The following is a 22,300-nucleotide window of genomic DNA, read 5'->3' on the forward strand; positions in this document are numbered from 1 at the left end:
TGATACTGAAAAAGTTTTAGAATAACTAAAAATAAGGATAGATAAAATATGATATTTCAAGATAAAAAATTTTCAATATTATTTATGTTTATGGTGATGTTTTTATTTAATTCAAGCAGGCTTGTTGCAGTAATATTGCATAGTGAAAAAATAAGAAATTATGAAGTTACAGTGCAAATTAATAAAAATGGCACGCTGACTGTAAATGAAGTGATTGATTATCAGTTTGGCGAAGAGTTTAAGCACGGGATTTATAGAGATATTCCTTTGCGTTCAAAAAGGTTTGGATTTGATGTTCATAAGTCTTTTATCAAAATGAATTGGATAAAGAGGGACGGAAAGGATGAAGAATATACAAAAAATCATTTTTATGAAGGAATAAGGTACAGAATAGGTTCCGAAACAGAACTTGTAAATTTGTATAAGACTGAGAGCATATATGAGCTGAATTACGATATTTATAATGCTGTGTTTGAAAAAGATGGAATTTATCAAGTGTATTACAATGCTATTGGACAGTTTTGGAATGTTCCTATTGAACAGGCAAGTGTTATTATAAGATTTCCTGATGGGCAAAAAATTAAAAAAAATGAAATTGAAAAGTTGGAAGTTTATACTGGAAGTTATGGAGAAAAAGGTGAAAATTATGACATTTTAGAAAATGATGAGGAAATACACATTTCAACAAAAGAGCTGGAGGCCAAAAATGGGCTTACATTTATGCTAAATTTGAAAACGGATAAAATAAGTCCAACTTTAGTAGATAAGCTAAAAATTGTATATCTTTCCAATCCAGCAATAATAATTTTGCCATTTTTATTGTTATTTTTAACAATATATTCTATTGTAACGTGGAAGTTTTTTGGAAAAGATCCGCAAGGGAAATCTGTAATTCCAGAATTTAATTTACCAAAAGACATTTCTCCAATGTTTGCGGCATATATAAATGGTGAAAGAGACACAGTGGAGATATTAAATGCAGGAATATTTACATTACTTACAAAAGGCTTTATAGTAGCAAATAGAGTTAATGGTGAAATTAAATATAACAAGGAATCCAAAACTGTGTATACACAGGAAACTGAGCTGGCGGAAGAGGAAAGGATGCTGCTTGATGCTCTTTCTTCAGAAAAGAATGATATTTTTGGTAGTGAAAAAAGAATTTATAATAAGGCAAATAGTATCATTGAAATTCTGAAGGATAAGTATCATAAAATAATTTATAAAAATAATGGAAGTTTTTTAGTTCCGTTTTATTGTGCAGCTCCTGTTTTTATGATTTTTATATTTTCACAGACAAATTTTGAGATTTTCAATCCTTTTATAATATTGTATATACTTATAACATTAGGCTCATTTTTTCATAGAATTTGGATAACAGTTAGTAAAAAATTGTTAATAGGATTAGTAATTATAGTGATTTTAGGTGTGTCTTTTTATCAGGGAATTGAGATTTTTGTTTTTACAACATATTTTGTAATATTGTTTATTGTGTATGCAAAGTTAATTGGTAAATATACAAATGAAGGCTTAAGAAAAAAAGAGTACCTGAAAGGTATGAAAATGTATATAAAAACAGCAGAAGAGAATCAGATAAGAAAATTTGATAATGTAAAGGAATTAATCGAATATTTTAATGGAATTTTGCCTTTTGCAGTAGCACTTGGAGTAAAAAATGAGGCAATAAAATTAATGAAAAAAACAATAAAATTATACAACTTCGACATAAATGAATCTTATATAAATAGCCACACTCATATGTATGCTTATAGTAACAACAGTTTTACGAACATATTTTCAAGAAGTTACAGCAGTGGAAAATCGAAAATTATGAGTGAAAAATTTAGTTCATCTAAGAGTGGCTCAGGCGGAGGAGGCTTCTTTAGTGGAGGCGGCTTCTCTGGCGGAGGTTCTGGCGGGGGAGGTGGAGGAAGCTGGTAGAAATACCGGCTTTTTTTCTTATTGTAAAGTAGTCTTTTTTAGTTTATAATATTGGTAGAAAATATTAATTTTTCAAATTTGTTTAGGAATACAGATAAATTGAACAGAATATACAGAAAATGAAAGGGATGGAATATGAAAAGATACAATTTGAATTTTAAGGAGTTTATTAATGAATAAATCTTATATAATTATAATTGAAATTATTGTGGTTTTACTTGTTGCAGTGTACTCTGTCTTAACGTGGCACTTTTTTGGAAGAGATCCGAAAAGGAAAACAGTTATTCCTGAATTTGCAGAGCCAGATTATATTTCTTCAATGTTCGTAGCATATATTAATGGAGAGAGGGATTCAAAAGAAATAATAAAAATAGGCATATTATCGTTAATACTGAAAGGATATATTTCCGAAGTTGATGAAGCTAGTACAGGAAATAAGAAGTATGTTTTGAATAAGAAAAATAGGGATAATTTGAAATTGAGAAAAGAAACTTTGTTTGAGGAAGAAAATAATTTGCTGGATGTTCTTTCGGAAAATGAGTTATTTGAGAATAAACTCAAGATGATTGGGTACAAAAATCGTATTGTGTATTTTTTGGAGAAAAAATATGAAAGGACAATCTATAAAAATAATTATATATTCTTTATTCCAATAATATTTGGAATAGCAATATCTATAATTTTTGTATTATTACAATTATTACAGGGGAGTTTTGGAAGTGCAGTTATTGGTACAATGTTTATATTTATATGGCTTGAGTATATACATAGAATGCCTAAAGGGATTTTAAAATTTTTATATGTAATGTTTATTTTGGGAATAATTATTGCGGTAATGATGTATATGGAGATTTATTTGGGATTAAGTCTATTTATTTTGGGAATAATGTTTTTGGTATATGAGAAGGCGATAGGGAAATATACAGTTTCAGGACGGCGAAAAATGGAGTACATCGAAGGACTAAAAATGTATTTTGAAACTGCTGAGAAAAATAAAATAGACAAATTTGAAACCGAAGAAGAAAAACTTAATTATTTTAATAGAATATTTCCTTATATTATTGCACTTAAAGTGGAAGACGAAAAAATAGGAATTTTTAAGAATTCTTTGGATTTTTTAAATATAATGGGAAGTTACGCTGAAGCACAATACTATGTTAATGAATACGTAGATAGGAAATTTCCAATTTTTAGAAGAAAATATATTTTTTGGTAAGACAAGAGGATGATTAGAAAGGTAAAATATATTTTTGAATTGAAAATAGTTCATTATAATTATAAAATTTTATAAATCATAAAATTAAAGAAATAACAAAAAGGAGAAGAAAGTTAAAAATGAAAATAGTATATTTAGATAATGCCGCAACTACAAAAATGTCTAACAAAGTGATAGCAGAAATGACAAAATCGTTTAGTGAAAATTACGGAAATCCATCGTCTGTACATACTTTGGGGCAACGGGCAAAATCGGCTGTGGAAAGAGCAAGACATATTATAGCACAAAATTTGAAGGTTGAAACAACTGAAATTGTATTTACATCTGGCGGTGCTGAAGGGAATAATCTTGTGATAAGAGGATTTTTAAAGGCGAATAAGGATAAAGGAAAACATATTATAACATCTAAGATTGAGCATTCTACGATTTTAAAAACCTTTGAGCAGCTGGAAAATGAAGGATATGAAGTTTCGTATATTAGCGTTGATGAAAATGGAGCTGTGGATATTGAAGAATTGAAGCAGGAATTGAGGGAAGATACGGTACTTGTTTCAATAATGTTTGTGAATAATGAAACTGGAGTTATTCAGCCAATTAAGGAAATTGGAGAAATTTTGGCAGAGAGAAATATATTTTTTCATACAGATGCAGTTCAGGCAATAGGGAAATTGGAAATTTTGCCAAAAGACTTGAAAATAAATGCTTTGACAGCAACAGCTCATAAATTTTATGGGCCTAAGGGAGCAGGATTTGTATTTATTGATAAAAAATATTCACTTGAAAAGGAAATCTGGGGTGGCTCGCAGGAAAGGAACAGACGGGCTGGAACAGAAAATGTTCACGGAATTTTGGGACTTGGTGTGGCACTTGAGGAAGTTTATGAAAATTTGGAAGAAATATCAGAAAAAGAAGATAAACTGCAAAATTATCTAGAAAATAAATTGAAAACTGAAATAAAAAAATTAGGTAAAAAAATACGGATAAATGGAGAAAAAACCAATAGAATAAAAACAACAACGAATGTCTACATAGAAGGAGTGGATATTCAAATGCTGCTAGTAGCACTGGATTTAAGAGGAATCTGCATAAGCGGCGGTTCAGCCTGCATGTCGGGCTCGCTTGAAAATTCACATGTTTTGAAGGCTATGGGGCTTAATGACGAGGAATTGAAAGGTTCATTTAGAATTAGCATTGGGAAAGATACCACTATTGAAGATATAGATTATTTTGTGGAAAATTTAATTGAAGTTGTTTCATAGAATTAAATAAAAATAACTTATCTGAAATTATAAGGATAAATTTTTAAATAAAAAAATAATTATATGTTTGAAATTGGAGATTAAAATAAATGAAGAAAAGCAAAAAGAAAAAATATAAGTTTCTGTGTGTGAGTGATATTGAGATTTTGGCGGATATGGAAGAGGATTTATTGAAGCAGAGATTTAAGGATATAGATTTTATAATGTCTGCTGGTGATGTTTCCAACAATTATCTGGATTATCTTGTTTCAGTGCTGAATAAGGATTTGATTTGTGTTAATGGAAATCATACGTATAATAGAGATTGTCCGATAGAATTTGCAAAGGTGATTAATGGTAAATTTATAAAATATAAGGGACTGCGGATATTGGGACTTGATGGGAGCAAGGTTTATTCGTTTCAAGAACATCAGTATAGTGAAAGTCAGATGAAAATGAAAATTTTAAAAAATATTTTTTTTCTTCGTAAAGGTGTTGACATTGTTTTGAGCCATGCTTCGCCTGAAGGGATTCACGATAGAGATGATGGTGTTCATAATGGATTTAGGGTATTTCATAAAGTTATACAGCATTTTAAGCCCAAATTATGGATTCATGGACATATACACTTGTCCAATTTTATGAATTATCAGGATACAATAGTTGGGGATACAATGGTGTCAAATACGTTTGGATATAGGATATTTACTATTGAAAAATAAAAAATGTTTAAAAAATTGTACAGTTATTAAAATATTTTATTTTAAAAAAAGTGGATGTTTGGAGGAAAAATGGAAAATAGGACTTTGATGAGCGTGCTGGAAGCAGAAGAGGCTTATAAAAAATTTTTGAAGTCTTCGAGAGGAATATTTGGATTTAATTTTAAGAAAAAGGAGAATTTAAAGTCATTTTCCGAAATTCAAAAGGAAGAAAATGCCTATAATAGCGTAAATTTGGGAATAAAAGAAGTTCCGCTTGATAAAATAGTAGGAAGCGTTGAAAAGTATGCAGATTTTGATAAAAATTTTGTTCCTAAAAATAATGTCGTAAAGCAGAGATGGATAAATATTTACATCGGATACACATCGGATAGCATGCTTCCGACAGTTATTCTGTACAAAATAAAGGATAATTACTATGTTTATGATGGTAATCACAGGGTTTCGGTAGCGAAATTTCTAAATTTTGCGACAATTGAGGCACAAGTGGAGGAGTTTTTGCCAACAAAGGATACGAAAGATAAAGTTATTTACAGGGAGAATATGATTTTTGAGAAGGAAACAGGACTTTCTGATATTTTTCTTTCAGAGCCAATAAAATATAAATATTTGAAAGAAGAAATTGAAAGTTATAAAAATCTTTTAGATAAGAGAAAAAATGAAAATATGGATTTGAAGAAAGCAGCTAAAAATTGGCATATAAATGTGTTTTTACCAATAAAAATGATACTTTCTGAAAATGAAATAATTAAAAATTATGAAGGTAATCCAGATGATGTTTTTTTGTTTTTTTTAGAACATAAATATTATTTGAGTAAAAATCTTGGAAAAAATGTAGGATATTTGTATAGTGTAATTAATTTTATAAATTTGGTAAAAACAAACGAAAATAAAGATTTGGAAAATATTTGTGAAATTCAGACGCAAGAATTAATTGAAAAATGTAAAAAATTGGAAAAGATTGATAATGAATTGATAAATCCTAATTTTAAACATGAAATGCAAGCAGAAACAGAATTAGAAAATGAAATTGTAAGTTATTTTAGAAATGCAGTAGAAAAACTTTCTAATAGATATTCCAGTTATTTATTTGAATCTGAAAAAATGGCAAATAATGAAATATGGACTTATTTTGCTAAATATATTTTGAATTATATAAAAATTTTAAATACTCATGAAAATAATCATTTTAGCAGTATGAATGGTAAAAATATTATTGAGGAAAATAACTTTGAAAAAGGGCAAATAACTAAACCCAAAATGCAATTTGACAATATTGAAGTAAACACATTGAACTATATCCTTGAGGTATTTTTGCCAATTGCTGATATATTTTTGAAAATAAATGAGAAAGATTGTTTTGTTATGGATGAATACGAAAAATTGCAAAATGATTTCTTTAGTTTATTAAAATTAAAAAATTTGCTTAAAGCAGAAGGAAAATCTACTAAATATGAGAATATAATGACTGAAAGTATAGAAATTGGTATAAATACCAAAAATAAAAAAGTCCTTTTTGGAGTACAAGAATTTCTTGTTTTAGAAAAGAAAAAAGAATTTTTGAAAAACTTGAAAAATCCTAAAATTTTTGAGGGGATATTGAAAAAATATGGAGAAATAAAAAAATACGAAACTTATGTAAAATTTTTTATAGCACTTGATAATTTTGGAGAAGAGGAATTTTTGAAAAATTTAGAAAAAGATTTGGAAGAATTTTATTTGCAAGATGATAATGTGGTTGAGTACAAGACAGAAAAAGTCATAAAAATTGAGAATAGCAGTATTTTTGAACATGATTATGAAATTGGATTTATAGATTTTTTTTGTAATAAATTTGTTGATTAGTTGTTTACAAAAAAGGTAATTTTTATTATTGATTTTACAAAAATCATGATATTGTTAATTTAATTACAACAGTTAATTTCAAAAAACAATTATTAATCAAAATATCTTGAGGTATAAAATAAGTTAAAAAAATTAAAGAAAAATTTGTTAATAAGGAGTAGAATTAAAATGAATAATATAAAAGCGATATTTATGGATTTGGATGGAACAGTGCTGACAAGTGAGCATAAAGTTTCGGAAAATTTGATAAAAAAATTGAGAGAATTGGAAGAAAAGGGAGTGAAAATATTTATTGCAACTGGGAGAACCTTTATTTCATCAAAGCCTTTTGTAGAAATGCTGGGTATAAAAAATCCAGTAATTAATTATAATGGTGGGAGAGTTACAAATCCTTTGAATAGTGAAGTTATCTTTGAAAAACCTGTTGAGGCACAGGATGTTAAGGAGCTTATTAAAGTTTCAAGAGAAAAGGGAATTCACTTAAATTTATATATGGATGACAAGTTATATATTGAAAATGAAACAGATGAAGGTAAAAATTATTCAGAAAGTGTGGAAATTCCATATTATGTGAAAAATTTTGATGAATTCATTGGAAAAACTTCTACGAAAGCCTTATTTATTGCAGAAAATTCCATTTTGCTGGAGTTAAAAAAGGAGTTGGAAGAAAAATTACCACATATTAATTTTGTATTTTCAAAACCGCATTATTTAGAATGCTTGAATAAGGAAGTAAATAAAGGGCTGGCAATAAAGGAACTGTTGAAAAAATATGATATTTCTCCAGAAGAAACAATGGCGTTTGGGGATCAGTGGAATGATTTGGAAATGTTGAAGTTTGTGAAATATGGGTATCTTATGGGGAATGCTACGGAAGAGCTGAAACAGGAATTTTCAAAAGACAGGATTACATTGTCAAATGATGAAGATGGGATTTATGAAGTGATAAAGGCACTTTAGGTATTTTTATAAAAATAGAAATTAGGTAGAAATTATGGAAAATAAATTTGTACATTTGAAATTGCATACGGAGTATTCACTGCTTGAAGGAGTAGGAAAAATAGATGAATATGTTGAAAAGGCTAAGGAAATTGGAATAAAAGCACTTGCAATTACCGATACTTCGATGTTTGGGGCAATCGAATTTTTTAAGAAGTGTAAAAATGCTGGAATAAAGCCGATTATTGGACTTGAAGTGTTTCTGGATGGGTTGGAGAAAGTGGGGGAGTATTCGCTTACTTTACTTGCTAAAAATCAGAATGGGTATAAGAATTTGTCGAAGTTATCGTCAATTTCATATAGCAGGTTCACACGGAATAGGAATAAAATTAAATATGATGAATTGAAAAAATATTCAGATGACTTGTATATTTTGTCAGGTGGCATAAATAGTGAGGTTGTAAAGGGTATTCTGGATTTGGAAAATACTCAGGTTAGAAGGGTTATTGAGAAACTTGGTAAAGATTTTGGGGATAATTTTTTTATTGAAGTTCCTGCTGTGGAAAGGCTGGAAAAGGCTAGGAAAATGCTTTTTGACATTGTGCGTAAAAATAAATTTGATAATTTTGTTATTACAAACGATGTTTATTATCCAAATAGAAAAGATGCAGTTTTGCAGAAAATTGTGGAATCAATAAAAGAGGGAAGCAAAATTGATACAGAAAAATCCGAAAATAGTGAAATTTTATATGATGATCTGTATTTAAAGTCTGAGAAGGAAATAGAAAAAAGTTTTGAAAATAAGGAATATAGCGAATTTTACGAAACTGGAATTAATAATGTGAAAAAAATTGTGGAAAACTGCAATGTTGATTTTGAGTTTCATCATTTTAAATTTCCAAAATATTCATTGCCACAAAATGTGAGTGAAAAGGAATTTTTACGAAATCTAGTATTTGAGGGACTTTTTCACAAATACTTGAAAAAATCTGTTTCAGAACCTGAAAAATTGCAGCTGGATAAAAATTTTGAGATAATTGAAAAAGAAATTGCAAAAGATGAAATTGCTGGGCAGAAATTGAAAGAAGTTAAAATTCGGGAAGAATTATTAAAGCATAATTTGGAAAATGTTTTGAAGCGTGCAGAGTATGAGCTGGAAATTATTGATAAAATGGGGTACAACGGATACTTTATCATTGTCTGGGATTTTATAAAATTCTCACGTGAAAATGGGGTTTACGTTGGGCCTGGACGGGGTTCTGCGGCTGGGAGCATTGTTTCGTATGCTTTGAATATTACAGAAATTGATCCGCTTGAGTATAACTTGATTTTTGAGAGGTTTTTGAATCCTGAACGTATTTCAATGCCTGATATTGACATAGATTTTGATCAGGAACAGCGGGAAATTGTTATAAATTATGTGGTAAATAAATACGGGGCAGAATATGTGGCACATATTATTACGTTTGGAACGCTAAAAGCAAGGCTTGCCATTCGTGATGTGGGACGCGTGTTAAATGTTTCGCTTGTAAAAGTCGATAAAATCGCTAAAATGATACCATTTAATACGGAACTGAAAGATGCCTTGAACAATATTTCTGAAATTAGGAAAATGTATGAAACTGACAGGGAAATAAAAAGAGTGATTGATTATTCGCTAAAATTAGAAGGAAAAGTGCGGCACGCCTCTGTTCATGCTGCTGGAGTCGTTATTTCCAAAGATGTGCTAAGTGACGAGATTCCGACTTATTCTGATGGGAAAACAAAGATTGTTTCGACACAGTATCAGATGAAGGAACTGGAAGAGCTGGGAATTTTAAAAATGGATTTCCTTGGATTGAAAAATCTCACAATTTTGCGGAAAACTGTTGAAAATATTGAGAAAAGAAGAAAAACAAAGATTGTATTAAATGATATTCCGCTAAATGATGAAAAAACTTACGAATTACTTACAAAAGCTGATACAATGGGAGTTTTTCAATGTGAGTCAGCTGGAATCAGAAGCCTTATGAAAAAAATGAAAATTGAAAAATTTGAGGACATAATCGCATTACTTGCACTGTATCGTCCAGGACCTTTGCGAAGTGGAATGGTGGATGATTTTATAAATGTGAAAAATAACAGGACTGAGATAAAATATATTGATGATTCGCTAAAATACATACTTGAGGAAACTTACGGAATAATTTTGTATCAGGAACAGGTTATGAAAATTGTGAGTGAAATGGCAAATTATTCACTTGGGGAAGCTGATGAGCTGCGGCGTGCGATTGGAAAGAAAAATCCTGAACTAATGAAGAAAAATCGTGAAAAATTTGTAACAAATGCTCAAAAAAACGGAGTTTTATCGAAAAAGGCAAACGAAATTTATGATTTAGTGGAAAAATTTGGTGGATATGGATTTAACAAGTCACATTCGGCGGCTTATGCCTTGATTGTTTACTGGACAGCATATTTTAAGGCAAATTATCCATTAGAATTTTTTGCTGCGATAATGACAACCGAAGTGCATAATCTGGATAGATTTGTTGTTTTTGTGAATGAAGCGAAGGAAAAAGGGATTAATATATTTTTGCCAGATGTGAATTTATCTGATTATGATTTTGAAATTGAAGAAAATCAGGCGGATAACGAAAATTTTGGAAAGGCTGGAATAAGATTTGGACTTTTTGCGATAAAAGGCGTGGGAGCAGCATTAATTAATGAAATAAAAAAAGAACGAAAAAACGGAAAGTTTGTTTCCTACAAAGATTTTGGATATCGGATGAAGCAAAACGGAATTACAAAAAAACAGCTGGAATCGCTAATTTTGTCAGGAGCATTGGATGGACTTGATGGAAATAGGTTTGAAAAATACAAGTCCATTGACAAAGTTCTAGAATACAGCCAGAAAAAATACGAATCTGAAGAAGATTTGCAATTAATTTTATTCGGAGGTAAAAAAGAAATGTCAGTTGACTTCCAGATGGAAAAAAATGATGAATTTCCTCAAAAAGTATTGCTTCAAAATGAAAAGGAATATTTGGGAATCTATGTTTCAAGTCATCCTTTAAATGAGAAAAAAAATCTGATAAATATAATTTTCCACAATAAAATATCAGAAATTTCTCAAAAAGAGCTAAAAAAAGTACGAATTATCGGAATAGTAAAAAATGTAAAAAAATTTGCAACACGGGCTGGAAAAGAGCCAATGGTAAAATTTGAAATGGAAGATTTTCAAAAAAGTATTGAAGTTGTCTGTTTTCCAAGAGAATACATAACTTTTGGATATAAAATTACGGAAGATCAGATTATGGTGCTGGAAGGAATTGTAAATTCCGAGCAAAATAAAAATACAGTTATTTTAAACAACATTTGCAACATTGAAAATCTGGAAGAAAACAAGAATCTGAAATTATACATCTTGATTGACGAAGAAGTGAAAGAAAAAAATCAGGAATTGAAGCAGCTTATTTTGAAAAATAAAGGTGATAATCAAGTATTTTTAGCGTTTAAAACGAATGAGAAAAAGGAAGTTGTAAAACTGTCTGAAAAATATAATGTGAACTTGTCGCTCAAGTTTATTAGGAAAGTTGTGAAATTGGTGGGGGTTGAGAGAATAAAGTTGAAATGATAAAAAAATTAAAGGAGTTGAAATATGTTTTTTTTGAATAATAAGAAATTAAAAAAATCTTTTAAAGTAACATTTATAATGATAATATTTTTTGCAATAAACATTGTAACATTTTCTGCAAAATCAGAATTTTTGGCAATTGGAAATTTGAAAATTGTAAGACAGGAGCCGTTAGTTATAAAGAGGGAAGATCTGAATATTACGATTGAGAAAAATAAGACAATAAAGGTTGAAAGTGTTTATACATTTGAGAATATTGGGAATTATAATGTAAAATCGACGTTTATGTTCTGGCTGGATACGAATATTGAGAAAAGTTTGAAAGAGGATTTCAGTAATAAAAATACGAATAATCGGGGAAAATTTGTAAAAAATATAAAGTTTTTGACAGATTATAAAAAGGCACAAAACTTGAGAGCAGTTATAAAATTTGATGAAAATATTTATGAAAGTCAAGTTACAGATAGTATCCAGCGTGAATGGTTTGCCATTTCAAAGGTTATTCCATCGATGGAAGAAGGGAAAATCGCTGTTTATTATAATTTAGTAAATACAAAATTTTCAAGAAATAAGGATTTTGTCTACAGTTTTGAGTTAGTTGACAATTTTTTTAACAAAAATAAGGCGGAAATATTGTATGTAAATGTTTATAATAAATCAGATTTAAAAATTGACAGTATAAATTTTAAAGATTATGGATTTAAGAATATTAGTAAAAATAGTACAAAAGAGCATTATGAACTGCTAGAGAGTGGAGTAAATCTGGATGGAAAAATTTCAATAAAATTTAAGTAGGGCAAATGTTGGTAATTTTGCCTGAAATGTAGTAAAATATACACAGATTAATTCAAATATAGAGAGAATCATAAAAATTGAAAAGAGGAAAAAATGAGAATTGTAGCAGGAACATTGAAAAATAGAAGAATAAAATCAAGGGAAGGAAGAGAAACCAGACCTACGCTAGAAAGAATAAAAGAGGCAATTTTCAGTATAATTGGAGAAAAAGTAGTAGATGCAAAATTTCTGGACTTGTATTCAGGAACTGGAAATGTCTCATTTGAAGCACTTAGCCGTGGGGCAAAAAGGGCGATTATGATTGAAGAGGATAAGGAGGCACTTAGAGTAATTATTGAAAATGTAAATCATTTAGGCATGGAAGAAAAATGTCGTGCCTATAAAAATGATGTTTTTCGAGCGATAGAAATCCTTTCAAGAAAAAATGAAACATTTGATATAATATTTTTGGATCCGCCTTACAAGGAAAATATTTCAACAAAAACGATTGAAAAAATATCAGAAGAAAATCTTTTGGAACGAGATGGAATTATAATTTCAGAACATAGCACATATGAGAAAATGGCTTATAAAATAGGTAATTTTGTGAAATATGATGAAAGGGATTATAATAAGAAGGTAGTTAGTTTTTATAGGTTTGAAGGATAAATAAAAAAATAAAGGAGAAAAATAAAAATGGCAGTAAAAAAACAAAGTTATGAAGAAAATATTGCACAAATTGATGAAATTTTGGAAAAATTGGAAAGTGAGGAATTATCGCTAGATGATTCAATTTCTGAATATGAGAAAGCAATCAAGCTTATTAAAGATTCCGAGAAATTGCTTGAAGCTGGGGAAGGGAAAGTTATGAAGGTACTTGAAAAAAATGGGAAAGTGGAAATGGAAGAGTTTGAATAAAGATTAAAGATAGATTTTTTAAAATATTTGAGTTCATACTAAATCCATTTAAATAGTGAATTTATTAAAAAAATTTAAAAAAAGAAAAACATAGTAATTAGTTGAATGATTATGAAATAGCTAGTATAAAAATTTATTCCTATTTTCAAAAAGAGTTTAGTATTAGTTTTTAAGTAAAATAAAAATTTGAGTGACGGGGGATAAAATGTTACGGGAATATTTGGAAGAAAAAAAGAAGATTGTGCAAGACAGTCTGATAGAATTGCTTCAGAATTATAGGGATAAATATCCTAAAAAATTGGCAGAAGCAATGGAATATGCGGTTATGAACGGAGGAAAGCGAATACGTCCTATTTTAATGTATATGATTTGCGATTTGTTTAAAAAAAATAATTGTAAAAGTTATGATAAAATTAAGGAAATTGCCAATGCGCTTGAGTTTATACATTGTTATTCACTTGTTCACGATGATTTGCCGGCGATGGACAATGATGATTACAGACGTGGTAAACTTACAGTTCATAAAAAATACAATGAAGCAATTGGAGTTCTTGTGGGAGATGTTCTTTTGACGGAAGCCTTTGGAATAATTGCAAATTCTAAAAGTTTAGGAGATAAAAATAAGGTTGAAATTATTTCGAAATTGTCTGAATATGCAGGATTTTTTGGAATGGTCGGAGGTCAGTTTGTGGATATGGAGTCTGAAAATAAGAAAGTGGAAATTGACACATTAAAGTATATTCACGCTCATAAGACTGGGAAATTGCTGACTGCTGCAATAGAATTGCCGATGATTGCTTTGGATATTGAAGGTAAAAAGCGTGAAAAAATGGTAGAATATTCAAAATTATTAGGAATTGCCTTTCAGATTAAGGATGATATTTTGGATATTGAAGGCAATTTTGAGGAAATTGGTAAAAAATCCAATGATGTCCAAAATGAAAAAACGACTTATCCTAGTATTTTTGGACTTGAAAAAAGCAAAAAGCTGCTTCAGGAATATTTGGAAAAAGCAAAAAAGATTATTGAAGATGAGTTTGAGGGCAATCAATTATTTTTGGAATTAACTGATTATTTTGGGAATAGAAAAAAATAATAAAAGACTTTTGACGATTTTTTAGAAATTAGGGGTGAAAATGAATAAAAAAATTATATTTTATGTGGGGTGCTTAATTGCGTTAATACTTCCATTAATTAAAAGTGTTCATGCGTTTGCTTCGGGAATATCTCTTCTTATGGGAATTATTCTAGCAAGTTTTAGTTTAATTCTGGTTCCGAAAAATTTAGGAAAAATACGAAAACTTACGTTAAATTCAGCTGTTGTATTTTTTGGATTTGGACTTAGCATAAGCAAGGTTGTTGCTGTTGGAAGCAAAGGGATCTTTCAGACTGCAATCAGTTTAATTTTAGTGATAAGTATTGGTTTAATTTTGGCAAAAATTTTTAAAATGGAAAAAAAATTATCACAATTAATTGTGTTTGGAACTGCAATTTGTGGTGGAAGTGCCATTGCAGCAACTTCTCCAGTAATTGAGGCTTCTGATGAGGATATTGCCTTGTCTACAGGGATAGTATTTATTTTAAACACAGTTGCATTATTTCTTTTTGCATTTTTTATAAATTATTTCAAATTAAATGCTGAACAAACTGGAATATGGACTGCATTAAGCATACATGATACAAGTTCGGTAGTATCAGCTGCAGCTTTTCACAGTACAGAAGCCTTGAAAATAGCCGCAATTATGAAACTTACAAGAACACTTTGGATTATTCCGATAGTTATTGTTCTTAGCATTTTAAATAAATCTGAAAATAAGAAGATTAAATTTCCAATTTTTATATTATTTTTTATTTTAGCTTCAATTGTTGCGACAATAATAAATTTGCCGATAATTTACAGCTTACTTACTCAAATAGGGAAAATGATGCTGTCTCTTGCACTTTATATGATCGGAACTTCATTAAATATTCAGGCTATAAAAAAAATGACTGGGAAAAATCTTTTGTATGGTATTACGCTTTGGATTTTCTCGATAATTTCAGGATATATGATAATGATGTTTTTATAAAAAATGGTAATAAAAAATTATTTTAGTGTAATAAAAAAAACAGGAAGGAAATAAAATATTATGAAAATAAAAAAATTAGTAATGACAGTATTAGTATTATTAACTGTACAAATGTGCGGACCTGAGCCTAAATTAGACTATAATGTTACAAAAAGTGAAAGTTATAAAATTTCTGAGAAAAAAATGAAAAAAAATTCTTTAGAAGTAAAAAAGGGTTTTGAAGCTGACACTGAGAAATACAAAAGTAAAACGAAAGAAGCGGCTAAAAGTTTTTTAGAAAAGACGGTAGAAAAAGCTACTCAAGGTACAGATGAAAGTTTTGCTGCTGAAATGTTAAAGCAAATGGCAGTTAGTATGATGGAAAAAGGAATTGAGCATCAGCAAAGTAAAATAGAAGAGATTAGATTTTTTAATGACACAGAAGCACAGGTTACTCAAAAAGTAAAAATTTTTGATGGTAGTAAAGGAAATATTGCAAAATTTCAGAATGAATATGAACTTCTTAAACTTGTTGCACAAAAATTAAAATATAAAGATACAGAGGATATGATGGCTCAAATGGAAAAAATGAATAAAAAAGAAGTTTTTTCTAAAATTATGAATGCTATAAGTGAAATTATAGAAGATGAATTTAAAAAAGAAGAAAATTATATAGAAATGACTGTAACTTCAAATATGAATAAAGTAAATAATACTTGGCATATGAAAGATTTGGATGAACAAATTAAAGCATTAGAAACAATATTTTCAAATTTAGCGAACAATATGTAAAAAAATATAGAAGGATAGATAGTTATGTTTATAGAAAAGGAAAATTATTATTATATTGAAGAGTTTGAAAAATATGGTATTACAACAGTTTATACAAAAAAAATTGCTGGAAATATGTCTGATTACTGTCCCATTGAAAATCAGGAAGAAGGAATACAAAAAAAAAATCGTGAAAAGTTATTAGAAGACTTGAATTTAACAGATAAACAGGAAGTGATGGCATTTCAGGCACATTCTAACAATGTGAAAATTATTGATGAAGATACAACGAAATATTATTATGAAAAAGAAGAAGATATTGATGGATTTCTGACAAAAAGGAAAGACATTGCGATTTTTACATTTTATGCGGATTGCTTGCCGATTTTTGTATATGATAAGGAAAATCAGGTTATAGGAGCGTGGCATTCAGGATGGCCGGGGACATTTAAAGAAATGATGAAGTCAGGGCTTTTGGAAATGCAAAAAAATTATGGGACGCAAGTTGAGAATGTAGTAATGGCATTAGGAATTGGAATTGGTCAGAAGGACTACGAAGTTGGAAATGAATTTTATGATAAGTTTGTGGAAAAATTTGGGAAAAGTAACAGAGAAATTGTGGAAAAATCATTTTGGTTTAATGAGAAAACAGGAAAATATCATTTTGACAATACAAAATTTAATGAACTTATGGCACTTAAACTTAGGATAAAACAGGAAAATTTGATTGTGGCAACTGAAAGTACATTTGATGAAAAATTTCATTCTTATAGAAGGGAAGGAAAAATTGCTGGAAGGGCTACGGCTATGATTAGTTTTAAATAAAAAAACAATAAAAAAGAAAGGAAATGAAATTATGAAAAAAGTTCTATTTTTAATATTTTTAGTAGGGGGAACAATAGCTTTTTCTTCTAATTGTAATTGGTATGAAAACAATACAGGATATGCAAATAAAATGGTAGAATTAGTAAAAACTGCAAAATTAACAAATAAAATTTATTGTGATATAGAAAAAAATAAAATGGTATATGAAACAGTAGACAAAGAAAACGTAAGTTCTTTGGAAATCGGGTTAGTTTATAATAAAGGGGGAAGTAAAGCAGATCTTACATATATTGAAATTGCTGATTATATTGATAAATTTGAAAATGATGTAAACAAATTATACCCTTGGAAAAACTTAACAGAATTAGAATACAGTAATTCTCCAGAATATTATAAATATAGAATGTATATTTATAGTCCAGAAAATAAAGAAGAATTTATGGCTTACCTGATTGTTTATGATACAATAAATGGAGAATGGAAACGTTTTTACAGTAAAGATTTTTGGAATAAAAATGATGAAAATGATGCGGGAATGATAGAAATTATGGAAAAAATAGGGACAAAAGCAACAGACGATATAGCTTATTAAAAAAATAATTTTAAATAAAATAGGAGATAATAATGAATTTTTTAATAAAAATATGGATTGCATTTATTTTGGACTTGATTTTTGGAGATCCAGAAAAAATTACACATCCAGTCCAGATTATTGGTAAAATGATTACATTTTTAGAGAAAAAATTATATGGGAAAAAGGGAAGCTTTGTTGGTGGAGCAGTTTTAGGTATTTTAGTAGTTATAAGTACATTTTTAGTAATGTACGGATTTGTCAAATTAACAAAAATTGTAAAAGTTCTGCAGATTTTTGAAATTTATTTGATGTATACGATATTTTCAGTAAAATCATTGGCTCGTGAAGGAAAAAGGGTTTATAAGATTTTAAAATTAGGAAATCTGAAAGTGGCAAGGGAAAAATTGTCTTATTTGGTTTCAAGAGATACTGAAAAGATGGATAAAGTTATGATTATTAGAAGTACAATGGAAACTATTTCGGAAAATATGGTGGATGGCGTGATTGCACCGATGTTTTATATGTTTGTAGGTGGACTTCCACTTGCAATGGCCTATAAGGCAATAAATACACTTGATTCAATGGTTGGATATAAAAATGAGAAATATGCAAAATTTGGTACATTTTCGGCAAAATTAGATGATGTGGTAAACTTCATTCCAGCGAGAATTTCAGGAATTTTTATAACAGTAGCAAGCTATATTTTAAGATATAATTACAAAAATGCATGGAAAATATTTAAAAGAGATAGAAAAAATCACGCGAGTCCAAATTCAGGACATTCAGAAAGTGCAGTAGCGGGAGCATTGGGAGTTCAGTTTGGTGGAAAAGTTTCATATTTTGGGAAAGAAGTGGAAAAGCCCACAATAGGAGATAAGATAAAGGAATTTAGATTAGAAGATATTAAAAAAAATATATTATTGATGTATGTTACAAGTTTTGTAGCGATATTCTGTTTTTCTATAATACATTTACTTATAAACGGTATGTTTAATGGTGTTTTTAATTCAGTTGCATATTTTGTAACATATTTTTTTGTAAATATGCTGTTTTAAAGTAAATTATTTTTTTTGTATAAATAATTTTTTAGTCCAATGATATAAAAAATATGAAATTTTAAAATTTAATGCTCCAATTCCAGTTGCCAGAATATTTGTTAAAACATGATTTTCAAAATATTTCTGGCTTACTTTTCCAACAATAAACATTCCCACACAAAATATTATCATTCTTTTCAAATATTCAAAATTTCCACGCAATTTTCCCTTGTCTTGAAAATATAAAATGTTGTGTACTCCAGTCACAAGTAAATTTATATTTATAGTAGAAATTATGGCACCAATCAAGTACCCAAAATAAAGCTCGACACAGTTAAAAATTATTCCTAAAATAGAAAGTAGTATCATTGTAAAAATAGAAATGATGTATGCTTTTTTTATTTCTTCTGGCATCTTTTCAAACATTTTTCTTTTTTCCCTTTCTAAAATCATTTTTGAAATTTTTAGTTATTTTATGTTATTTACTTGTTTTATAAGCGACCAGTATCCAGAAATAGCTCCGATTATTAAGAAAATAATTAAAACAAGTGGTTGATCGGTTTTAAAAAAATATTTTTTCAAAAGCAAATAAAATCCTAACATAAGCAATATCGGTAATGCTAGAATATAAACCATATTTGTTGCAAGTGCAAAATACTTCATTAATTTATTGTTTCTTCTATTTTGTAATTCTTTTTCGTTGTTATGTCTACCCAACTTCTTTTCTATTTCAAAAAGTCTCTGTTTTCGCTTTTCTTCTTCTAGTTGTGCAATTTTGTCTTCTTCAGTTATTTCATTTTCTAAAGTTTCTTTTTCCTTTTCCTTTTCAAGTTCCATAAAATTACTTCCTTTTTAAATTTTTATCAATTTGATTTAACGATAATTACAATTTTTTTAGTACAAAAAATATTCTACTTTCTCCAAATTCAGGATTAGAAGCAGTATCAAATATTTCAAAACCATTATTTTGAACAGTTTCCACAATCCACTCAGGCTCATAAATAAATTTATGCTGAACTTCGTTATATTTTCTAAATAAATTATCATTTTCATTCTCACGGATAAATAAATCAATTTCGATCAAATGTTTATTTTTACTTAATTGCTCATGTCGCCAAATACTTGTATATTCCGGCTCTTCGTCTAGAAAAATATCATCTTCAAATATTTCTTCAAAAATATCCTCCGTCACAGCATCAAAAATCAAATATCCATCTTTTTTCAAATTTTGGGTACATTTTTCAATAAATTTTAAAAATTCTTTTTCATTTTTTAAATAATTTACTGTGTCAAAATTACAAATAATATAATCAACTTGTTTAATTTCATTCTTTTTATTTATATTATCATAATTTATAATATTTTCTTTTACTAATTTGTAATTATTTACTAAATTATTTCTTAATAATTTTTTTTCAGATATTTCCAACATTTTTTTGGATAAATCTACTCCAACTACAGAAAATCCATCTTTCAAGAACCGCCATAAAAATTCTCCAGTTCCACATCCCAAATCCAAGACAGTTCCTTTTTTTTTAATAAACATTTTCAAAAATTCATACCATTTATCGTAATCTACATGTTTCATAAAAATATCATAAATTTCGGCAAATTCCTTATGCATTGGTTTCCTCATTTCTTTAATTTAAGTTATGTAATATTATATCATTTTTACTGGGAGTTGTGAACTAAGTTTACAAGTTTTACAAGTAATACAAAAAAAGAAAAACTCCCAACCATAAATTGAGAGTTTTTTTGCTTACTTATTTTCAGGTTTTTGTAGTTTAGATTCCCATTCAATAACTTCTTCTGGGAAATAATCCAGAAATTTATCAACTTTTTTTCCTTTAATGTCGATGTTTAATATTTTATCATCTTGTCGTAAAGTTCTTAATATACTTAAATCTTCACGGTTTTTTGTTCCACCGATAATTGTATGTTTTCCATTTAAGTTTGGCATTGCTTGCATAGTTATAAAAAACTGGCTGCTGTTTGTATTTGGACCTGAATTTGCCATTGCCAATATTCCTTCAACATCGAAAGTAAGCCACTTTGTAAATTCATCTGATAGAAAATACCCAGCCGTACCGGTTCCATTTCCAGAAGGATCCCCACCTTGAACAAGTGCATTTGGAACAACTCTAAAGAAAGTTAATCCATTGTAGAAATCATTTTTTGCTAAAAATACAAAGCTTGCAACGTTTTTAGGAGCAGCTTCAGGATATAGATAAAATGAAATCTCTCCTTTTGTTGTTTTTATTACTGCTTCCAATTGAAAACCTTGCATTGCCTTTTCAAATTTTTTTTCTTCTTTTGATTTTTTTTCTTTAGCATTTACAATAGCTGCCATTAACAACATCAAAATACTAACCAATATTACCATTTTTTTCTTCATAAACATTCCTCGCTTTACATTAAGTTATAATTTTAGTCAAAATATAAAAACTCATTACTTAAATAAATTGTGCCGAATTATATAACTATTTATTGTATAATCGTTTTACGTGCATTATCATTTCTTCAATTTCCATTTTGCCATTAAAATCAAATTCCAGAATTCTAAAATCAATATCTTCAATTTCCATATTGTATTTTAAAAGCTCCTTTTCTTCCATAATATTATCATAAATAACAAGTACAGAAAATTGGTTTCCAAAGCCATCCACAAGCTCTAGTGTGTTAATTACACGATTTTTTTTCATGTTAAGAGAATTTCTTATTATTTCATTCGCTGTCTTTTTACTTCTAACTTCCTTATAAAGTTCAGAAATTATTGGAGGCAGTTTTATTGCAAATAATATTTTTAATTCTTCTCTTTTCTTAAATTTTACTATTGCCATTTTTCAAATCCTTATTTTTTATTTTTATAAATTTACCCTTGAATTGCTTTTGTCAATGGCGGAATAATTTGTTTCTTTCTTGAAACAACACCTTTCAAAGTTACTAAGTTGCTGTCGACTTTTTCTCCAAATGCTTTTTCAATAATATCATTTCCATCTCCTGAAACTAGAGCCACAGAATCATTTGATAAAATATTTGTAATTGCAAACATAAAGAATTTTAATCCTTCTTTTGTAATAATATTATCAATTTCAGCAAGTAATTTTTCTTTTCTTTCCAAAACTTCTGCTTCATTTACAGTATTAACTTGTGCAACACCAATTTTTGAACCATCAATTTCAAAGATTTTCATATCCATATTTAACAGTTCTGCTTCAGATTTATCTCCAAGAGCAGTTCCAGCCTTCAACATTTCAAGACCATACTCATCCGCATTTACTCCAGCGATTTCAGCCAGTTCCTTACCAGCCTTCACATCACATTCTGTACAAGTTGGCGATTTGAAAAGCAATGTATCTGAAATAATCGCACTTAACATAAGTCCTGCTGTTTCCTTGCTTGGTACAAGATTATTTTCCTTAAATAATTTTAAGATAATTGTCGCAGTACATCCAACAGGCTCTAATCTTGCATACAACGGCTCATCCACATTAAAGTTTGAAATTCTGTGATGATCAATTAGTTCCAGAACTTTTGCTTCTTCAAATCCTTCAGCAGTTTGAGTTCTTTCATTATGATCCACCAGAATTATTTCTTTTCCAGCCACATTTTCCACTAATTCAGGCTTTTCAACTTTAAAATAGTTCAAGGCATACTTAGTTTCCTCATTAATTTCCCCAAGTCTTACAGATTTAACATCTTTTCCTAATTTATTTTTCAGTTCCGCATAAGCAATTGCCGAACAAATTGTATCTGTATCTGGATTTTTGTGTCCAAAAACTAATATTGACATATTTTTTCCTCCTAAATTTTAATCATTTCATATTATTATAACCTATTAA

At 28.7% G+C, this 22,300-nt stretch carries 22 protein-coding genes; 16 read left to right on the forward strand and 6 right to left on the reverse strand.

Going from position 1 to position 22,300, the window contains the following annotated elements; translation table 11 throughout:
* The first annotated feature begins 90 nt into the window (after positions 1–90).
* The 16 genes from QU666_RS02985 (at position 91) to cbiB (ending at position 18,476) form a co-directional block, all read left to right on the forward strand.
* Positions 91–1,941, forward strand: a complete 1,851-nt coding sequence (locus tag QU666_RS02985) for a DUF2207 domain-containing protein (RefSeq protein WP_156908188.1) — start codon at positions 91–93, stop codon at positions 1,939–1,941.
* A 172-nt stretch (positions 1,942–2,113) separates the two neighbouring features.
* Positions 2,114–3,157: a DUF2207 domain-containing protein gene (locus QU666_RS02990; RefSeq protein ID WP_021768379.1), complete on the forward strand. Its 1,044-nt coding sequence runs from the start codon at positions 2,114–2,116 to the stop codon at positions 3,155–3,157.
* Between the two features lie 119 nt (positions 3,158–3,276).
* Positions 3,277–4,416, forward strand: coding sequence for a cysteine desulfurase family protein (locus QU666_RS02995; RefSeq protein WP_021768378.1), 1,140 nt, complete (start codon positions 3,277–3,279; stop codon positions 4,414–4,416).
* Between the two features lie 89 nt (positions 4,417–4,505).
* The gene (locus QU666_RS03000; RefSeq protein ID WP_021768377.1) at positions 4,506–5,117 is read left to right on the forward strand and encodes a metallophosphoesterase; all 612 of its coding nucleotides are present in this window, start codon (positions 4,506–4,508) and stop codon (positions 5,115–5,117) included.
* Positions 5,118–5,186: 69 nt separating this feature from the next.
* Positions 5,187–6,959 (forward strand): DUF4032 domain-containing protein, encoded by a 1,773-nt coding sequence (locus QU666_RS03005; protein ID WP_051285785.1) that lies wholly within the window; start codon positions 5,187–5,189, stop codon positions 6,957–6,959.
* Positions 6,960–7,127: 168 nt separating this feature from the next.
* Entirely contained in the window at positions 7,128–7,919 is a 792-nt protein-coding gene (locus tag QU666_RS03010) for a Cof-type HAD-IIB family hydrolase (protein WP_021768375.1), read from the forward strand.
* Positions 7,920–7,953: 34 nt separating this feature from the next.
* Complete coding sequence (gene dnaE / locus QU666_RS03015; RefSeq protein ID WP_021768374.1) at positions 7,954–11,511, forward strand: DNA polymerase III subunit alpha; 3,558 nt, start codon at positions 7,954–7,956, stop codon at positions 11,509–11,511.
* A 24-nt stretch (positions 11,512–11,535) separates the two neighbouring features.
* On the forward strand, positions 11,536–12,306 hold the full coding sequence (locus QU666_RS03020; protein ID WP_021768373.1) for a hypothetical protein: 771 nt from the start codon (positions 11,536–11,538) through the stop codon (positions 12,304–12,306).
* Between the two features lie 93 nt (positions 12,307–12,399).
* A complete protein-coding gene (gene rsmD, locus QU666_RS03025) occupies positions 12,400–12,954 on the forward strand; it encodes a 16S rRNA (guanine(966)-N(2))-methyltransferase RsmD (RefSeq protein WP_021768372.1) in 555 nt (184 codons plus the stop codon).
* A gap of 27 nt (positions 12,955–12,981) precedes the next feature.
* Positions 12,982–13,203 carry an exodeoxyribonuclease VII small subunit gene (xseB, locus tag QU666_RS03030; protein WP_018451160.1) on the forward strand — a complete coding sequence of 74 codons (222 nt, stop codon included), beginning with the start codon at positions 12,982–12,984 and terminating at the stop codon, positions 13,201–13,203.
* Between the two features lie 205 nt (positions 13,204–13,408).
* Entirely contained in the window at positions 13,409–14,299 is an 891-nt protein-coding gene (locus tag QU666_RS03035) for a polyprenyl synthetase family protein (RefSeq protein WP_036069931.1), read from the forward strand.
* A gap of 40 nt (positions 14,300–14,339) precedes the next feature.
* Complete coding sequence (locus QU666_RS03040; RefSeq protein ID WP_021768370.1) at positions 14,340–15,272, forward strand: YeiH family protein; 933 nt, start codon at positions 14,340–14,342, stop codon at positions 15,270–15,272.
* Positions 15,273–15,332: 60 nt separating this feature from the next.
* Complete coding sequence (locus QU666_RS03045) at positions 15,333–16,043, forward strand: hypothetical protein (RefSeq protein WP_021768369.1); 711 nt, start codon at positions 15,333–15,335, stop codon at positions 16,041–16,043.
* A 24-nt stretch (positions 16,044–16,067) separates the two neighbouring features.
* Positions 16,068–16,847: a polyphenol oxidase family protein gene (locus QU666_RS03050; protein WP_021768368.1), complete on the forward strand. Its 780-nt coding sequence runs from the start codon at positions 16,068–16,070 to the stop codon at positions 16,845–16,847.
* A 31-nt stretch (positions 16,848–16,878) separates the two neighbouring features.
* Positions 16,879–17,439: a hypothetical protein gene (locus QU666_RS03055; protein ID WP_021768367.1), complete on the forward strand. Its 561-nt coding sequence runs from the start codon at positions 16,879–16,881 to the stop codon at positions 17,437–17,439.
* Between the two features lie 32 nt (positions 17,440–17,471).
* The gene (gene cbiB / locus QU666_RS03060) at positions 17,472–18,476 is read left to right on the forward strand and encodes an adenosylcobinamide-phosphate synthase CbiB (RefSeq protein ID WP_021768366.1); all 1,005 of its coding nucleotides are present in this window, start codon (positions 17,472–17,474) and stop codon (positions 18,474–18,476) included.
* Between the two features lie 6 nt (positions 18,477–18,482).
* On the opposite strand, the gene QU666_RS03065 is transcribed toward cbiB, so the two are convergent.
* The 6 genes from QU666_RS03065 to QU666_RS03090 all read right to left on the reverse strand — a co-directional run bounded on the left by QU666_RS03065 (position 18,483) and on the right by QU666_RS03090 (position 22,251).
* Positions 18,483–18,884 (reverse strand): hypothetical protein, encoded by a 402-nt coding sequence (locus tag QU666_RS03065; protein ID WP_036069928.1) that lies wholly within the window; start codon positions 18,882–18,884, stop codon positions 18,483–18,485.
* Between the two features lie 42 nt (positions 18,885–18,926).
* Positions 18,927–19,295, reverse strand: a complete 369-nt coding sequence (locus QU666_RS03070; RefSeq protein ID WP_021768364.1) for an AtpZ/AtpI family protein — start codon at positions 19,293–19,295, stop codon at positions 18,927–18,929.
* A gap of 46 nt (positions 19,296–19,341) precedes the next feature.
* Positions 19,342–20,094: a bifunctional 2-polyprenyl-6-hydroxyphenol methylase/3-demethylubiquinol 3-O-methyltransferase UbiG gene (locus QU666_RS03075; protein ID WP_021768363.1), complete on the reverse strand. Its 753-nt coding sequence runs from the start codon at positions 20,092–20,094 to the stop codon at positions 19,342–19,344.
* 123 nt (positions 20,095–20,217) lie between these two features.
* A complete protein-coding gene (locus tag QU666_RS03080; protein WP_021768362.1) occupies positions 20,218–20,853 on the reverse strand; it encodes a peptidylprolyl isomerase in 636 nt (211 codons plus the stop codon).
* A gap of 85 nt (positions 20,854–20,938) precedes the next feature.
* A complete protein-coding gene (locus QU666_RS03085) occupies positions 20,939–21,298 on the reverse strand; it encodes a hypothetical protein (protein ID WP_021768361.1) in 360 nt (119 codons plus the stop codon).
* Positions 21,299–21,330: 32 nt separating this feature from the next.
* Positions 21,331–22,251, reverse strand: coding sequence for a manganese-dependent inorganic pyrophosphatase (locus QU666_RS03090; protein ID WP_021768360.1), 921 nt, complete (start codon positions 22,249–22,251; stop codon positions 21,331–21,333).
* Between the last annotated feature and the right edge of the window lie 49 nt (positions 22,252–22,300).

The organism is Leptotrichia sp. HMT-225 (genome assembly GCF_030644325.1).
GTDB classification, from domain to species: Bacteria; Fusobacteriota; Fusobacteriia; order Fusobacteriales; family Leptotrichiaceae; genus Leptotrichia; species Leptotrichia massiliensis.

Excerpts from the sequence above, each read along its gene's own strand:
- QU666_RS02985 (WP_156908188.1), top strand. The coding sequence starts at position 91 with ATGGTGATGTTTTTATTTAATTCAAGCAGGCTTGTTGCAGTAATATTG.
- QU666_RS02990 (WP_021768379.1), top strand. The coding sequence starts at position 2,114 with ATGAATAAATCTTATATAATTATAATTGAAATTATTGTGGTTTTACTT.
- QU666_RS02995 (WP_021768378.1), top strand. The coding sequence starts at position 3,277 with ATGAAAATAGTATATTTAGATAATGCCGCAACTACAAAAATGTCTAAC.
- QU666_RS03000 (WP_021768377.1), top strand. The coding sequence starts at position 4,506 with ATGAAGAAAAGCAAAAAGAAAAAATATAAGTTTCTGTGTGTGAGTGAT.
- QU666_RS03005 (WP_051285785.1), top strand. The coding sequence starts at position 5,187 with ATGGAAAATAGGACTTTGATGAGCGTGCTGGAAGCAGAAGAGGCTTAT.
- QU666_RS03010 (WP_021768375.1), top strand. The coding sequence starts at position 7,128 with ATGAATAATATAAAAGCGATATTTATGGATTTGGATGGAACAGTGCTG.
- dnaE (WP_021768374.1), top strand. The coding sequence starts at position 7,954 with ATGGAAAATAAATTTGTACATTTGAAATTGCATACGGAGTATTCACTG.
- QU666_RS03020 (WP_021768373.1), top strand. The coding sequence starts at position 11,536 with ATGTTTTTTTTGAATAATAAGAAATTAAAAAAATCTTTTAAAGTAACA.
- rsmD (WP_021768372.1), top strand. The coding sequence starts at position 12,400 with ATGAGAATTGTAGCAGGAACATTGAAAAATAGAAGAATAAAATCAAGG.
- xseB (WP_018451160.1), top strand. The coding sequence starts at position 12,982 with ATGGCAGTAAAAAAACAAAGTTATGAAGAAAATATTGCACAAATTGAT.
- QU666_RS03035 (WP_036069931.1), top strand. The coding sequence starts at position 13,409 with ATGTTACGGGAATATTTGGAAGAAAAAAAGAAGATTGTGCAAGACAGT.
- QU666_RS03040 (WP_021768370.1), top strand. The coding sequence starts at position 14,340 with ATGAATAAAAAAATTATATTTTATGTGGGGTGCTTAATTGCGTTAATA.
- QU666_RS03045 (WP_021768369.1), top strand. The coding sequence starts at position 15,333 with ATGAAAATAAAAAAATTAGTAATGACAGTATTAGTATTATTAACTGTA.
- QU666_RS03050 (WP_021768368.1), top strand. The coding sequence starts at position 16,068 with ATGTTTATAGAAAAGGAAAATTATTATTATATTGAAGAGTTTGAAAAA.
- QU666_RS03055 (WP_021768367.1), top strand. The coding sequence starts at position 16,879 with ATGAAAAAAGTTCTATTTTTAATATTTTTAGTAGGGGGAACAATAGCT.
- cbiB (WP_021768366.1), top strand. The coding sequence starts at position 17,472 with ATGAATTTTTTAATAAAAATATGGATTGCATTTATTTTGGACTTGATT.
- QU666_RS03065 (WP_036069928.1), bottom strand. The coding sequence starts at position 18,884 with ATGTTTGAAAAGATGCCAGAAGAAATAAAAAAAGCATACATCATTTCT.
- QU666_RS03070 (WP_021768364.1), bottom strand. The coding sequence starts at position 19,295 with ATGGAACTTGAAAAGGAAAAGGAAAAAGAAACTTTAGAAAATGAAATA.
- QU666_RS03075 (WP_021768363.1), bottom strand. The coding sequence starts at position 20,094 with ATGAGGAAACCAATGCATAAGGAATTTGCCGAAATTTATGATATTTTT.
- QU666_RS03080 (WP_021768362.1), bottom strand. The coding sequence starts at position 20,853 with ATGAAGAAAAAAATGGTAATATTGGTTAGTATTTTGATGTTGTTAATG.
- QU666_RS03085 (WP_021768361.1), bottom strand. The coding sequence starts at position 21,298 with ATGGCAATAGTAAAATTTAAGAAAAGAGAAGAATTAAAAATATTATTT.
- QU666_RS03090 (WP_021768360.1), bottom strand. The coding sequence starts at position 22,251 with ATGTCAATATTAGTTTTTGGACACAAAAATCCAGATACAGATACAATT.